The sequence below is a fragment of the Variovorax xiamenensis genome, from assembly GCF_050916385.1.
Classification (GTDB): Bacteria; Pseudomonadota; Gammaproteobacteria; order Burkholderiales; family Burkholderiaceae_C; genus Variovorax.
Window position 1 is genome coordinate 934,534 of record NZ_CP139038.1, and the last position, 14,886, is coordinate 949,419.

A 14,886-nucleotide genomic window follows, 5' to 3' on the forward strand; every position below is an offset into this window, starting at 1 on the left:
CGGGTGAAAGATCGCATCGCCCTTGCCGTGCTCGCATCGCTGGCCCTCGCTGGTCCCCCGGCGCCCGCGCGGGCGGACGACGGCGGCCTGAAGGTCTCGCGCCGCCTCGCGCCCAGTGCGCTGGCGCAGGAACTCCGCGTGCGCCCCGGCCCCGCGCTGCCCGAGGCGCCCGCCAGCACGCAGCCGCTTGAACTGAACGAGGCGGTGCGCCAGGCGGTGGCGCGGCATCCTTCGATCTCCGACGCCATTTCCACGCTGGCGCAGCAGCAGGGCGGCGTGGACGTGGCGCGCGCCGGCTACTACCCGCAGGTGCGCGTCGGCGTGGGCGGCGGCACGAGCAGCAGGACCGTATCGCAGGGCGGGCGCACCGGCACCCTGGCCTCGGCCTCCGTCTCGCAGATGCTCTACGACTTCGGCAAGGTCGACGGCGCGGTGGCGCAGTCGGAGGCGCTGGTGCGGCGCCAGCAGGCGGCCATCCTCCGGCAGATCGACGCAGTGGCGCTGCAGGCGGCCGAGGCGGTGGTCATGACGCACCGCTACCAGTCGCTGTACGCCATCGCGCAGGACCAGGTGCAGGCGGTGGAGGCGGTGCTGGAGACCGCGCGGCTGCGCGCCAACGCGGGGCTGAGCACGAAGGCCGATCCGATCCAGGCCGAGTCGCGCGTGGACAGCGCGCGCGCCAACCTGCTGCAGGTGAAGTCGCAGCTGGCGCAATGGCGCGAGCGGCTCGGCACGCTGCTGGGCGCGTCGGTGCCGCAGCAGATGGCCGCGCTGCCCGACACGCTGGCCGGCACGCTGCGCATCGACACCCTGCCCGACGCGAGCCTGCTGCCCGACGTGCTCGCGGCCGAGGCCGATCGCCGCGCCGCCTCTGCGCAGCTCGACGTGGCGCGGGCGCAGCGCTATCCCACGCTGAGCATCGACGCCAGCGTGAACAAGGCCATCGGCGGCGTGAACCCCGCCACGCTGGAGCGCAACGGCACGTACCACACGGTGATGCTGAACCTCTCCAGCGTCATCTACCAGGGCGGCGCGCTCGATGCGCAGGTGCGCGCGGCCACCGCGGCCGAGGAGGCCGCGCGCATGCGCATCGAGACCGCGCGCCTGAACGCCGGCGACCAGGCACGCAACTTCCGCGAGCAGGTGATCGGCGCGCAGGCGCGGCTGGGCGTGCTGGCCGACCGCCGCCGCAGCATCGTGGAGGCACGCAATCTCTACCGCGAGCAGTACACGCTGGGCACGCGCTCCATCCTCGACCTGCTGAACGCCGAGCAGGAGATCTACCAGGCCGCGGCCGAGCAGGAGGCCGTGCTGCACGACCTGTGGGCCAGCCGCGTCGGCTACATCGGCGCCACCGGCCAGGCCCGCGCCTTCTACGGGCTGGACAACACCACCGTGCAAGGCATGGAGCTGCTCCCATGAACGACATGCGCCAACCCGCCGGGCCCGCACTCGAGACGCCGAGCGACGACGCGGCCGGCGCCGCGCACGCACGCTGGCTCGACGCCATGGTCTACGTCGCGCGCCACTACGGCATCGGCAAGTCGGAAGAAAGCGCGCGCGTGGCGATGGCCTGGGAACGCGATGCGCCGCAGGACACGCTGCTCGACCACATGGCGCGCCGGCTCGGCCTGGCGCTGCGCTGGGCCGAGTTCGACGAGGCGCTGCTCGACCCATGGCGCCTGCCGCTGGTGGTGGAGCTCGACGACGGGCAGGTCGGCGTGGTGCGCGCGGCCGACGGCCAGGGGCGCATCGGCCTGCTGCTCGGCGGCGACCAGGGCCTGGAGACGCCGCTGCCCGCCACCGGGCTGCGCCAGCGGGCGAAGCGGGTGGCCATATTGCGGCCCCTCACGGCGGTGCCCGACGCGCGCGTGGACGACTACATCTCGCCCTACCGCGCCGGCTGGTTCCGCACCATCGCCTTGCGCGACTGGCGCCGCTACGGCGACATCGTGCTGGCCTCGGTGTTCGCCAACGTGCTGGCGCTGTCGAGCATGGTGTTCTCGATGCAGATCTACGACCGCGTGGTGCCCGCGCAGTCCGAGTCCACGCTGTGGGTGCTGTTCGGCGGCGTGATGATCGCGATCGCGTTCGAGCTGATGCTGCGCGTTTCGCGCACGCACATCTCCGACCTGATCGGCAAGCGCGCCGACCTGAAGGTGTCCGACCTGGTGTTCGGCCATGCGCTGCGCGTGCGCGCGGATGCGCGCTCGAAGTCGACCGGCTCGTTCATCGCGCAGGTGCGCGAGGTGGAGCAGGTGCGGGAGCTGCTCACCTCCACCACCATCGGCGCGGTGGCCGATCTGCCGTTCTTCCTGCTCTTCCTGGTCGTGCTGTGGCTGGTGGCCGGTCCGCTGGTGCTGGTGGCGCTGGCAGCGGTGCCGCTGCTGGTGATTCCGGGGCTGCTGGTGCAGCGGCCGCTCGCGCGGCTGGCCAACGAGGGCATGCGCGAATCGGCGCTGCGCAACGCGCTGCTGGTGGAGGCGGTGGAAGGCATCGAGGACATCAAGCTGATGCGCGCCGAGACGCGCTTCCAGAACCAGTGGAACCACGCCAACGACGTGTCGGCCAGCATTGGCATGCGCCAGCGCTTCCTCACCGGCCTGCTGATGACGTGGACCCAGGAGGTGCAGAGCATCGTCTACGCGGTGGTGCTGCTGGCCGGCTGCTTCCTGGTGATCAAGGGCGACATGACCACGGGCACGCTGGTGGGCGCGTCGATCCTGGCGTCGCGCATGATCGCGCCGCTCGCGCAACTGTCGGGCGTGTTCGCGCGCTGGCAGCAGGCCAAGGTGGCGCGCGCGGGGCTCGACCAGCTCATGCAGCGCCCGGTCGACCAGCCCGAGAGCGCTCGGCGCGTGCACGTGGCGTCGCTGCGCGGCAACTACGAGCTCGCGGGCGTGGAGTTCCGCTACGGCAAGGAAGACCGCAGCCCCGCGGTCGCGGTGCCGCAGCTGCGCATCCGTGCCGGTGAGAAGGTCGCGCTGCTCGGGCGCATGGGGGCGGGCAAGTCGACGCTGCTGCAGCTCATGGCCGGGCTGCATGCGCCGCAGCGCGGCCACGTGTCGCTCGACGCGCTCGACATCGGGCTGATCGACCCGTCCGACCTGCGCCGCGACATGGGCCTGCTCACCCAGAACGCACGGCTCTTCCACGGCTCGGTGCGGGAGAACGTCACGCTGGGCATGCCGCTGGCCACTGACGCGCAGGTGCTCGAGGCCATCGCCATGGCCGGCGCCCTGCCTTTCGTGCATTCGCGCGCCGAGGGGCTGGACGAGCTGATCCACGAGGGCGGGCTGGGCCTGTCGGGCGGCCAGCGGCAGGCGCTGCTGCTGGCGCGCACGCTGATCCGGCAGCCGTCGATCGTGCTGCTCGACGAGCCCACCGCGCATTTCGACGAGGTGACCGAGCGCCAGGTGATCGACGCCGTCGCCGCATGGGCCGCCCCGCGCACGCTGGTGGTGGCCACGCACCGCATGCCGGTGCTGCAGTGGGTGGACCGCATCGTGGTGCTCGACGGCGGTCGCATCGTGATGGACGGCGCGAAGGACCAGATCCTGGGGAGGCTCTCCAATGGCCATGCGTGAGGCCTCCGCGGCGCTCGTCTCTCCCGCGGAGCCGCCGCTGCCGCGCGCCTCGCTCGTGGTGTGGATCGTGGGCGCGATGCTGCTCGTGCTGTTCGGCTGGGCCTGGTTCTTCAGGCTCGACGAAGTCTCCACCGGCACCGGCAAGGTGGTGCCGTCGTCGCGCGAGCAGACCATCCAGTCGCTGGAAGGGGGCATCCTGGTCGGCCTGAAGGTGCGCGAGGGCGACATCGTCGAGGCCGCGCAGGTGCTGGCGCAGCTCGACCGCACCAAGACCGAATCGACGGTGCAGGAAAGCGCCTCGCGCGTGCGCGCCGCGCTGGCCATGGCGGCGCGGCTCACGGCCGAGGTGAACGGCACGCCGCTGGTGTTCCCGGCCGAAGTGCGTGACGAGCCCGACCTCGTGCGCACCGAAACCGCGCTGTACCAGTCGCGCCGCGAGCAGCTCGCCAGCAGCCTTGCAGGCGTGACGCAGGCGCTTGTGCTGATGCGTCGGGAGCTTGCGCTCACCGAACCGCTGGTGGCGCGCGGTGCCGCGAGCGATGTGGAGGTGCTGCGGCTGAAGCGCCAGATCAACGAGGCCGAGACCAAGGCGGCCGACCTCAAGGGGCAGTACTACGTGAAGGCGCGCGAGGACCTCGCCAAGGCCAACGCCGAGATCGAGGCGCAGCGCTCGGTGACGCGCGGGCGCTCCGATTCGCTCACGCGGCTGACCTTCGCTTCGCCGGTGCGCGGCATCGTGAAGGACATCGCCGTGACCACCGTGGGCGGCGTGCTGCCGCCGGGCGGCAAGCTCATGGAGATCGTGCCGCTGGACGAGAAGCTGCTGGTCGAGGCGCGCATCTCGCCGCGCGACGTGGCGTACATCCATCCGGGGCAGGACGCGACGGTGAAGGTGACGGCGTACGACTACTCGATCTTCGGCGGCCTGCCGGGCAAGGTGACGACGATCTCGCCCGACACCATCCAGGACGACGTGAAGCGCGACGTGTACTACTACCGCGTGTACATCCGCACCGATGCCGATCACCTGAAGAACAGGCACGGCGAGCGTTTTCCGATCGTGCCCGGGATGATCGCCACGGTGGACATCCACACCGGCAGCAAGACCGTGCTCGACTACCTGCTGAAGCCGCTGAACAAGGCGCGCGAGGCGCTGCGCGAAAGATGAAGCCCATGGCCGCTCCCCACATTCGCGGCATCCAGCACATCCCCCGGCGCGCGCCGGGCGTCACGCAGCAGGCGCTGGATCTCATGGGCGAGCGCTTTCGCGCCGCGTTCGCGCAGGGCGACCATGCGCAGGCACTGAAGTTCGCCACGCAGGCCTGGCATGCCACGCACAGCCCGCAGCCGCTGGCCGACGTGGCGCTGTGCCAGATGCGGCTGGGCCAGTCGCAGCAGGCCTACGACACCTACCGCCGCGCCATCGTGCAGCTGAAGACCGCCAACACCTTCGACGGGCTGGCCGAGGCGGCGGGGCAGCTGGGCAGGAACGACGAGGTGCGCGAGTACGGCACCGCCTCGCTGCGGCTCAAGATGCAGGAGGCCGAGCGCGAGCTGCCGGCCGCCACGCGCGCCGCGCCGGTGCTGCCGCGCTTCGACCCGGCGGCGCGCGAACGCAACGCCATCGCCTTTAGCCTGTTCGGCGCCGACCCGCGCTATGGCGAGATGGCGGTGCTCAACGCGCGCGCCGCGCGCGAGCTGTTCGCCGAATGGCATTGCCGCTTCTACCTCGACGCCACGGTGCCCGAGGGCGTGCGGCAGCGCCTCGCGCACGAGGGCGCCGTCGTCATCGACGTGCGGGGCATCGGCGGCCATGACCTGCCCGGGACGATGTGGCGCTTTCTCGCGCTCGACGACCCTGCGCTGGACCGCGTGCAGTTCCGTGACGCCGACGCGCTGCTGTCCACGCGCGACCAGGCGGCGGTGCGCGCATGGTGCGCGTCGGACCGGTGGTTCCACGTCATGCGGGACTACCCGACGCATTCGGAACTGATGCTGGCCGGCCTCTGGGGTGCCTGCACGGGCCTGTTCGCCGGTGTGGCCGCCGACATGCGCGCGTACCTGAAGAGCGGCCCGTTCTCCGCGCGCTATGCGGACCAGCACTTCCTGCGGCACCGCGTGTGGCGCGTGGCACGGCACAGCGTGCTCGTGCACGACGCGTGGTTCGACCTGCCCGGCAGCCAGCCCTTTCCGCCGCACGCGCCGATGGCCGTGGAGGCGCGCTATGCCCATGTGGGCGCGAACATCGGCGCGCCGTCGATGCACGTGGCGCACGTCACGCCCGACGGCACTCGGGTGACCTGGACGCTCTACGACGCGCTCGGGCAGGCGGTGTGCGCGTACGACGCGGTCGTGAGCGGCAACGGCTTCGCCGCGGGCATTCCGGCGCCGTACGCGGCGGAACTCTCGGCGGGGCGGTGGAAGGTCGTCGTGCGCTGAGCGGGCAGGGCATCCGATGCACTCAGGGTTTTCCCCGAGGTGCCGGTCCGGCGGTTCGGACGGGGGGCGCCGGCGCCATCCGGGCGGTCGGCGGGCCTTGCCGGCCAGCAAGCGTCGGTCTTCAATGAAATCAACGACTTAGCGCTGCCGCCGGCCCTTGCGGCGCGTGGCATGTCGATTGCTGAGTCATCCGACCGGCCGCGCCTCTTCCTGGGCTCTTCCTGCGTGCCCGGCCACCGAGACTGGAGACACACCCATGAGCACCCCCGCGGAACACCCGAGCGCACCCAAGCCTTTCTACAAATCCCTGTACTTCCAGGTCATCACGGCCATCGTGCTCGGGGTGCTGCTGGGCCACTTCTGGCCCGACACCGGCGCCTCCATGAAGCCGCTGGGCGACGGCTTCATCAAGCTGATCAAGATGATCATCGCGCCGATCATCTTCTGCACGGTGGTGGTCGGCATCGCCGGCATGGAAGACATGAAGAAGGTCGGCAAGACCGGCGGCATGGCGCTGCTGTATTTCGAGATCGTCAGCAGCATCGCGCTGATCGTGGGCCTCGTGCTCGTGAACGTGCTCAAGCCCGGCGCGGGCATGAACGTCGACGTGACCCAGCTCGACACCAAGAGCATCGCGGCCTACACCGGCCCGGGCAAGATGCAGAGCACCACCGACTTCCTGCTCAACATCATCCCGAACACGGTGGTGGATGCCTTCGCCAAGGGCGAGATCCTGCAGGTGCTGCTGATCGCGGTGCTGTTCGGCTTCGCGCTGCACCGCTTCGGCGGCCGCGGCACGTTGGTGTTCGACGTGATCGAGAAGGGCTCGCACGTGCTCTTCGTGATCGTGGGCTACATCATGAAGGTCGCGCCCATCGGTGCCTTCGGCGCCATGGCCTTCACCATCGGCAAGTACGGCGTGAGCTCGCTGCTGCAGCTCGGCCAGCTGATGGCCACCTTCTACGCCACCTGCCTGCTGTTCATCTTCGTGGTGCTGGGGCTCATCGCGCGCTTCCACGGCTTCAGCATCTGGAAGTTCATCAAGTACATCAAGGAAGAACTGCTGATCGTGCTGGGCACCTCGTCCAGCGAATCGGTGCTGCCGCGCATGATGGCCAAGATGGAGAACCTGGGCGCGAAGAAGTCGGTGGTCGGCCTCGTGATTCCGACCGGCTATTCGTTCAACCTCGACGGCACTTCCATCTACCTGACGATGGCGGCGGTGTTCATCGCGCAGGCCACCAACACCGACATGACGCTCACGCAGCAGCTCACGCTGCTGGCCGTGCTGCTGCTCACCTCGAAGGGCGCGGCGGGCGTCACGGGCAGCGGCTTCATCGTGCTGGCGGCCACGCTCTCGGCGGTGGGCCACGTGCCGGTGGCAGGGCTGGCGCTGATCCTGGGCATCGACCGCTTCATGTCAGAAGCCCGCGCGCTCACCAACCTGATCGGCAACGGCGTGGCCACGCTGGTGGTGGCCAAGTGGACCGGTGACCTCGACACCGTGCGCATGAACCAGCACCTGAACCAGGAAAGTTCGGCCGAGGCCAACGAGCCCGAACTCGTGCTCGACGCCACCGAGACGCACATGCCCGTCAGCTCCGCGCGACAGGCTTCCTGATCCTCCCTCCGGCCCCGCCCTGGGGCCATCGGGCTGCCACTAATGCGGGCGGCCCGGCCTTGTGCAATAACGGGCCCATGAATCCAAGGGAGCCGGCCCGGCGTTTCGACTCAACTTCCGACCAGGCGACGAGAGGATGGCGCGGCCTGCCCCGATGGGGCGGGGCGCTGGCCCTGGTGGCCGTGGCCGCCTTCGCCGGCCATCAGGTCGCCATGCAGACCGGCCTGGCGCGCCTGCGCGAGGCGGCCGACCACCGGCTCGACATGCTCGCCACCGGCCTCGACGCCGACCTGGCCCGCTTCGACTACCTCCCCGCGCTGCTGGAGATGACGCCCCTCGTGCCGGCAATGCTCGGCACGCCCACGGACGCGCGCCTGCGCGACTCGGTCAACCGCTACCTCGACGGCGTGAATGCCGCGGCGGGGGCGGAGATGCTCTACGTGCTCGACGCCTCCGGCACATCGCTGGCCGCTTCCGACTGGGACAAGCCCGGCACCACCGTGGGCCAGGACCTCTCGTTCCGGCCCTACGTGATCGACGCGCTGGGGCAGGGCCGGGGCCGCTTCTACGGAGTTGGCATCACCAGCAAGAAGCCGGGCTACTACCTTTCCTATGCCTTGCGCCGCGGCCAGACCTCGCGCGGCGTGGTGGCCGTGAAGATCAACCTGGAAGAGGCCGAGCGCGCCTGGCGCAAGCTGCCGGGCGACGTGGCGCTGATCGACCAGCGCGGCGTGGTCATTCTTTCGACGCGCGAGGACATCAAGTTCAGGCCGCTGCTGCCGCTCGACGCCCTGCAGCGCGCCGAGGTGCTGCGCTCGCGACCCTACGGCGAGGCCACGCTGCAGCCGCTGCAATGGACGCAGAAGGAAGCACTGGACCGCGACGTGACGGTGATCGCGCTCGACGGCGTCGACCAGCTTGCCTCCGCCCGCACCTTGCGCGGCGCGCCGTGGCAGCTGGTGGTGCTCGACAACCTGGCGCCGCTGCGCGTGGCGGCGCGCAACGCGGCCATCACCGCCAGCCTTGCCATGACGGTGCTGCTGCTGGTGGCCGTGGCGCTGTGGCAGCGCCGTCGCGCGGTGCGCCAGAAGCTGGCCAACCAGGCCGCGCTGCAGGCGGCGCACGACACGCTCGAATCGACCGTGGCGGCGCGCACCGCGCAGCTTCGCGCCGCGCAGGGCGAGCTGGTGCATGCCGGCAAGATGGCCGCGCTGGGGCAGATGTCGGCCGGTGTGGTGCACGAACTCAACCAGCCGCTCACGGCGATGCGCACGCTGTCGGAAAGCGCCGCCATCCTGCTCGACAAGAACCGCCTCGACGACGTGCGCGGCAACCTGGAGCGCATCCGCGGCATGGTCGACCGGCTCGCCCGCCTGACCTCGCAGCTGCGCACCTTCGCCTACAAGAGCGAACTGCCGCTGGCGCCGGTGCTGCTGTCGCACGCGATCGCCGACGCGCAGGTGATCGTTGCCGAGGCTTCGCGCAAGCAGCGTGTCACCATCGAGGTCGACGTGCAGCCCGCCACGCTGAGCGTGATGGCCGAGGAGGCCGCGCTGGGCAGCGTGCTCGCCAACCTGATGCGCAACGCCATCGACGCCATGCAGGACGCGCCGGTGCGCACGCTGCGCCTTCAGGCGCGGCCGAAGGAGGGCCGCGTGGTGCTGTCGGTGACCGACACCGGCCCGGGCATTCGCCCCGACATCCTGCAGCGCCTGTTCGAACCCTTCGTCACCGGCAAGGCCGCCGGCTCGGGGCTGGGACTGGGTCTCGTGATCTCGGCACAATTGGTGCGGTCCATGGACGGCACGCTGCGCGCGGCCAACCTGGACGGCGGCGGGGCCTGCTTCGTCATCGACCTGCCGGCGGCCATCGCCGTGATGCACGACAGCAGCAGCAACCCGCCGGTTCCCGACGCCCTTTCCATTGCACAACAGGAGTGATCCCCAAGTGAGCGAAGCCCCTGCCATCCGGGTGATGCTGATCGAGGACGACGAAGACGTCCGCGTCAGCACCACCCAGGTGCTGACCCTGGCCGGTTTCGAAGTCGAGTCCTTTCCCAGCGCCGAGCGCGCCCGCCCGCACATCTCGTTCGGCGTGCCGGCCGTCGTCATCAGCGACGTGCGCCTGCCGGGCCTGAGCGGCACCGAGTGGCTGCCCGAGCTGCGCGGCGTCGACCCCGAGCTGCCGGTGATCCTCGTCACCGGCCACGGCCACATCGCGATGGCCGTGCAGGCCATGCGCGAGGGCGCCTACGACTTCATCGAGAAGCCCTTCAGCTCCGAGCGGCTGGTGGCCATCGTGCGCCACGCCATCGAGCGTCGGCAGCTCAGCCTGCAGGTGCGCGCGCTGCGCGACGCGCTGGAGAACTGGCAGGGCATCCAGTCGGTGCTCATCGGCCGTTCGGCGCAGATGCAGCAGGTTCGCCAGACCGTGAAGACGCTGGCCGAGACTTCCGCCGACGTGCTGGTGTACGGCGAGACTGGCACCGGCAAGGAGCTGGTCGCGCGCTGCCTGCACGACCACAGCGCGCGCCGGCGCCAGCATTTCGTGCCGCTCAACTGTGGCGGCCTGCCCGAGTCGCTGGCCGAGAGCGAGTTCTTCGGCCACGAGGCCGGCGCCTTCACCGGCGCCAGCCGCATGCGCGTGGGCAAGTTCGAGTACGCCAGCGGCGGCACGCTGTTCCTCGACGAGATCGAGAGCATGCCGATGGCGGTGCAGATCAAGCTGCTGCGCGCGTTGCAGGAGCGCAGCATCGAGCGCATCGGCTCCAACAAGACCATCCCCTTCGACTGCCGCGTGGTGGCCGCGAGCAAGGACGACCTGAAGGCCATGAGCGACCAGCAGAAGTTCAGGGCCGACCTGTACTACCGCCTGGGCGTGGCCTTCATCGAGCTGCCGCCGCTGCGCGAGCGGCGCGAGGACATTCCGCTGCTCTTCGAGCACTTCACGCTGCAGGCCGCGAGCCGCTACGACCGGCCCGCCCCGCTCCTGAGCAACGCGCAGCTGGCCGACCTGATGGCTTACGCCTGGCCCGGCAACGTGCGCGAACTGCGCAACGTGGCCGACCGCTTCGTGCTCGGGCTGCTCGGCGAGCGCCTGACGCAGACGCATGGCGGCGCCGGTGGCGGTGCGCAGGGCGTGCCCGCCTTGCCGCGCGGGCTGCCGCAGCAGGTGGAATCGTTCGAGCGCGCGGTGATCGTCGAGGAACTGCGGCGCCAGCGCGGCGACCAGCCGGCCACCGCGGCCGCGCTGGGCATCGCGCGCCAGACGCTGCACGACAAGGTGCGCAAGCTGGGCCTGACGGTCGACGAGTTCAAGTAGCGAGGCCGAGGGCCTTCCGCTTCCTTCCGGTCGTCAGGCCTGGAACTGGTAGCCGGTGCCCCTCACGGCGTGCAGCGGTAGCGAAATGCCCGCCGCCGTCGCCTTGCGCCGCAGGCGGCTGACCACCGCGTCCACGCGCTGCAGGTCGAAGTTTTCCAGGTCGCCGCCGCCCAGCGCGGTTGCCAGTTGGGTCCGGTCGACGGGCTTGTTGCGCTGCTTGAAGAGGCTGGTGACGATGGCCCGCTCCGACATCGTGAGGCGCAGCGCCCGGCCCTCGGGGTCGTAGAGGATCCAGTCGCCTTCCTTGAGAACCCAGCGCCCCGTGCCGCGGGGCGCTTCGGGTTGTAGCGGCTGCTGCAGCCGGCCGGCGCTGCTTTCCGCCGCCTTGATGCGCCGGTGGATGCCTTCGAGCGAGGCGGCGAGCTCCTCGGCATGCACCGGCTTCACGAAATAGGCATCGGCGCCGCCGCGCAGGCCGCGCACCCGGTCGTCGAGGCCGCCGCGCGCGCTCGCGAAGACGATGCCGACGTTGCTGGCCGAGCGCAGATGCTGCGCGATCGAAAAACCATTCTCATCCGGCAGTTCGATGTCGATAACCACGATGTCGCAGCGGCTGACCGCATAGGCCCTGTAGAACTCCGCGGCCGTCGAGAAACCGCGGGCTTTGAAACCGAGCTGGTCGAGGCTGTAGACCAGTGCTTCCTGAAGGTCTTCTTCGTCTTCGATCAGATAGACGGTTATCTTTTTATCGGGATTGGAGTTGGAGATATTCATGGTGCACCTCTCTTTGACCCGGGTGTCGAGAGTGTTGGGCGCCGAAGATAGGTCGGATATATATCAACAGCATGAAAAGAAATAGCTGTCTTGTTTTTCTGATGGGGCTGGCGTTGTGGCTGATTTCGCAAAATGCACAGGCTCTTGTTCTTCGTGATGACGAAGGAATAAAGGAACCCGTATCGCTGTCGGGAGAAATCGAGATATTCAAGGATACATCCGGAAATATCTCCATCGAGGACATTCTTTCCGCCCGGCCCGGCATCGATTTTATCGCCGGCAATACCCGCCACCGGCAGCTGGATGCCGGCGAAGTCTTCTGGCTCAGGTTTTCATTGCAGCAGGAATCCGGCGCGCCTTCGGAATGGGCGGTGCAGATATTTCCGAGCTGGGTCGACGACATAAGGGTCTACAGCCAGGATGCGTCGGGGGAGATCTCGGCCGACCGGCTGGGCGACCGGCAGCCGTTCGCAAGCCGGGCCCTGCCGACCAGCATGCTGGCCTTCCCGGTGTCCGTGGACGCTTCGCCCAGGACCTACTACGTGAGGGTGAAGACGCACGGGCTGGCTCCTCTTTGCCTGCACGCCTGGCAGAAGGCGGGCCTGCAGCGCACCGAGTCCAACCGGCTGGCCTTCCTGTCGGCGTTTGCCGGGGCCATCGGCGTCATGGTGCTCATGAACCTGATCTTCTGGGCCTGGCTGCGCAGCAGCATCTACCCGGTCTACGCGCTCTTCCTGGTGTTCATGCTGGTCGCGGTCGCCTCGATGCTCGGCTATGCGAGTTCGCTGTTTTTCCCCGGGGAGCCGTTGCATGCGGACCGCTTCGTGGACGTGACCTCGTGCGCGCTGATGTCGATAGCCGCCGTATTCGTCTGCCGGTTCTTCGACTACGAGCAGTACTCGGCCTGGGCGGCGTGGTTCATGAAGTCGGCGGCGGTGGCTTTTGCCGCGATGGCGGTGCTTTCCGTCTGGGGCGTCGATAGCGCCATCCACGCGGCGGCTTACCTCCAGATCGTCGTCGGCTTCTTCAACCTGGCGTTCTTCGCGTGGCTGATGATCCACCACCGGGCATTCCAGTTTCTCCTGGCCGCCCTGGTCTTCACCGGCGTGAACCTGTCGTGGACCTTCTACCTGCTGGTGCTGCTGGGGCTCGTGAAGATGGCGCAGCCGTTCGTCCTCGAGTCCTGGATCCCGATGCTGCAGCTGGCGAACCTGGCGCTGCTCAATTTCGCGGTGGCCAGCCGCTCCAGGCAGGCGGAGCTGAAGCTGCGGGCGGAACGCAAACGCGCCTTCAACTCGATGAAGGTCGCCAAGACCGCGCTCGAGGAAAAGGTCCGCCAGCGCGAGTTCGTCGCCGTCGTCTCGCACGAGTTCCGCACGCCGCTGGCGGTCATCGACGCGGTGGCGCACGCCCTCGAGCTGTCGCCGTCGGGGAGGGACGAAGGCGTGAAGCGCGCGGTCGAGAAGATCCGCAAGGCCACCCGCCGCCTCGCCGCGCTGATCGAGAACATCCTGCAGGACGACGCGCTGGAGGTCGGCTCGACGAGGCCGTCGGCGCGCAGCTTCGACCTCCATGACGTGATCGAGAACGTCCGCGGCGTCGGGCTCCCCGAGGAAAACGCCCGGTTGCGCATCGACTCGGCGCTGGGCCGGGCGATGTGCGTGGGCGACCAGGCGAAGGTCGAAATGGCGATCCGCAACCTGATCCAGAACGCCCTCAAGTACTCGCCCGCGGATTCGGTGGTCACGGCGCGGTGCGAGGTCGGCGAGGAGCTCTTCAGCGTCACGGTTTCGAACCGGGGGACACCGATTCCGGACGGCGAAAGAAACACCCTCTTCGAGCGCTATTTCAGGGGCGCCACGTCTGCCCAGGTGCCCGGTTCGGGGCTCGGGTTGCACATTTCACGGACCATTGCCCGGCTGCACGGCGGCGATGTCGCACTGGTTTCCAGCGATGCCGGCGGCACGGTCTTCCGCCTGACCGTGCGGCTGGAGCCGGCTCACGGTAACGGCCAGGGGGCTGCTGCCGGGGCCGGCATCGGAGACACGAAGGCTTCAGGTGTTGTCGTGTTGGAAGTGTGAATTTTTCGATGCCATAAAGAAAACGTTTTCATGATTTTTCTTGGTATCTATCGACATCTTCAGTCATTCATCGGCATTGACTTCAGGCGAAGACAAGAAACTTTCCGGGCCATCGATTGAATTCGTGATCTTTTGCTAGGAGGAATACAAAAGTTTGCATTTTATGCATGCACGAATGCGCCAATGTCGGTCATTCGTAGTCAATGACTGACATTGTCTGAATTGGTTGCAAATAGATAAATTCCCCAGCCCGAAAGGTCATGGGGATCCGGCGTAGCGCCTCTTTCCGTGACTTCCATTGTTCAACGGAGAGTTTGGAATGATTTCGCCGGAGTCCCGCGCCCAAGGTCTGTGCCTCGACAAATTCCAGGCTATCCGCCTCCCGCCGGGGCGTGAGCCGTCCCCGTCCCCATCCCCCGCCGCCTTCGATCTGCTGGGCGACTTCGTCAGCGCACTGCAGGCGGGACAGGACTGCGGGCTGATCCTCCTTCCGCTGCCGGCCGACGCGAACGTCCATTGGCTGGACTCGATTCGCGGGCTCACGGGCGCGCCGCTGCTGTTCGCGGTCAGTACCGACAGCACGGACGCATTGCAGCGCATCGACCGCGATTTCAAGGGCGATAGGAATTTCGACTTCGTTCTTCATCCATTCGACCTGGGCGAGGTCAAGTCGAAGGTCCAGGGCCTGTTGAACCGGACCACCCTTGCCGCGCATGGAGCCGCAAGAAACGAATTCCTGATTTACCGGGGTTACCGTTTCAAGATCGGCGAACGCCGGGTATTTCACGAAGGGCGGGAAATCTACCTGCAGCCCCGCGAATTCGACCTGGCCCTTGAATTGTTCCGCAACAGGGATTGCCTGCTGAGCCGGGAGCGGCTTTACAGCCTCCTGTGGCGCGACACGGTCAGCTTGCGTTCCCGCGCATTGGATGTCTGCGTTTTCAAGATCCGCAGAAAACTGAATATCGAGCCGGCAAATGGATTGATGCTGAGGGCCGTGTTCGGGCAGGGATACAAATTGCACACGGTCTCGTCGATGACCGGCAGATGAATTGAGGGTTGC

10 protein-coding genes are annotated in these 14,886 nt (G+C 68.3%); 9 read left to right on the forward strand and 1 reads right to left on the reverse strand.

The window, feature by feature from the left end:
- The first annotated feature begins 3 nt into the window (after positions 1-3).
- From SFB74_RS04035 to SFB74_RS04065, 7 genes are all read left to right on the forward strand, one after another.
- Entirely contained in the window at positions 4-1,422 is a 1,419-nt protein-coding gene (locus tag SFB74_RS04035) for a TolC family outer membrane protein (RefSeq protein WP_432729405.1), read from the forward strand.
- Complete coding sequence (locus SFB74_RS04040; protein WP_432729406.1) at positions 1,419-3,587, forward strand: type I secretion system permease/ATPase; 2,169 nt, start codon at positions 1,419-1,421, stop codon at positions 3,585-3,587. The genes SFB74_RS04035 and SFB74_RS04040 overlap by 4 nt, the downstream gene beginning before the upstream one ends.
- A complete protein-coding gene (locus tag SFB74_RS04045) occupies positions 3,574-4,755 on the forward strand; it encodes an HlyD family type I secretion periplasmic adaptor subunit (protein ID WP_432729407.1) in 1,182 nt (393 codons plus the stop codon). Before SFB74_RS04040 ends, SFB74_RS04045 begins: the two co-directional genes overlap by 14 nt.
- 5 nt (positions 4,756-4,760) lie before the next feature.
- Complete coding sequence (locus SFB74_RS04050; protein ID WP_432729408.1) at positions 4,761-6,026, forward strand: tetratricopeptide repeat protein; 1,266 nt, start codon at positions 4,761-4,763, stop codon at positions 6,024-6,026.
- 256 nt (positions 6,027-6,282) lie between these two features.
- Positions 6,283-7,647 carry a dicarboxylate/amino acid:cation symporter gene (locus tag SFB74_RS04055; protein WP_432729409.1) on the forward strand — a complete coding sequence of 455 codons (1,365 nt, stop codon included), beginning with the start codon at positions 6,283-6,285 and terminating at the stop codon, positions 7,645-7,647.
- Positions 7,648-7,724: 77 nt separating this feature from the next.
- Positions 7,725-9,587 (forward strand): sensor histidine kinase, encoded by a 1,863-nt coding sequence (locus SFB74_RS04060; RefSeq protein WP_432729411.1) that lies wholly within the window; start codon positions 7,725-7,727, stop codon positions 9,585-9,587.
- 7 nt (positions 9,588-9,594) lie between these two features.
- The gene (locus SFB74_RS04065) at positions 9,595-10,968 is read left to right on the forward strand and encodes a sigma-54-dependent transcriptional regulator (RefSeq protein ID WP_432729412.1); all 1,374 of its coding nucleotides are present in this window, start codon (positions 9,595-9,597) and stop codon (positions 10,966-10,968) included.
- Between the two features lie 33 nt (positions 10,969-11,001).
- On the opposite strand, the gene SFB74_RS04070 is transcribed toward SFB74_RS04065, so the two are convergent.
- The gene (locus tag SFB74_RS04070; protein ID WP_432729413.1) at positions 11,002-11,742 is read right to left on the reverse strand and encodes a response regulator transcription factor; all 741 of its coding nucleotides are present in this window, start codon (positions 11,740-11,742) and stop codon (positions 11,002-11,004) included.
- 71 nt (positions 11,743-11,813) lie between these two features.
- Here SFB74_RS04070 and SFB74_RS04075 point away from each other — a divergent pair, with 71 nt between their 5' ends.
- Entirely contained in the window at positions 11,814-13,823 is a 2,010-nt protein-coding gene (locus SFB74_RS04075; RefSeq protein WP_432729414.1) for a sensor histidine kinase, read from the forward strand.
- A 319-nt stretch (positions 13,824-14,142) separates the two neighbouring features.
- Entirely contained in the window at positions 14,143-14,874 is a 732-nt protein-coding gene (locus SFB74_RS04080) for a winged helix-turn-helix domain-containing protein (RefSeq protein WP_432729415.1), read from the forward strand.
- Positions 14,875-14,886 lie beyond the last annotated feature (12 nt).

Excerpts from the sequence above, each read along its gene's own strand:
- SFB74_RS04040 (WP_432729406.1), top strand. The coding sequence starts at position 1,419 with ATGAACGACATGCGCCAACCCGCCGGGCCCGCACTCGAGACGCCGAGC.
- SFB74_RS04045 (WP_432729407.1), top strand. The coding sequence starts at position 3,574 with ATGGCCATGCGTGAGGCCTCCGCGGCGCTCGTCTCTCCCGCGGAGCCG.
- SFB74_RS04050 (WP_432729408.1), top strand. The coding sequence starts at position 4,761 with ATGGCCGCTCCCCACATTCGCGGCATCCAGCACATCCCCCGGCGCGCG.
- SFB74_RS04055 (WP_432729409.1), top strand. The coding sequence starts at position 6,283 with ATGAGCACCCCCGCGGAACACCCGAGCGCACCCAAGCCTTTCTACAAA.
- SFB74_RS04060 (WP_432729411.1), top strand. The coding sequence starts at position 7,725 with ATGAATCCAAGGGAGCCGGCCCGGCGTTTCGACTCAACTTCCGACCAG.
- SFB74_RS04070 (WP_432729413.1), bottom strand. The coding sequence starts at position 11,742 with ATGAATATCTCCAACTCCAATCCCGATAAAAAGATAACCGTCTATCTG.
- SFB74_RS04075 (WP_432729414.1), top strand. The coding sequence starts at position 11,814 with ATGAAAAGAAATAGCTGTCTTGTTTTTCTGATGGGGCTGGCGTTGTGG.
- SFB74_RS04080 (WP_432729415.1), top strand. The coding sequence starts at position 14,143 with ATGATTTCGCCGGAGTCCCGCGCCCAAGGTCTGTGCCTCGACAAATTC.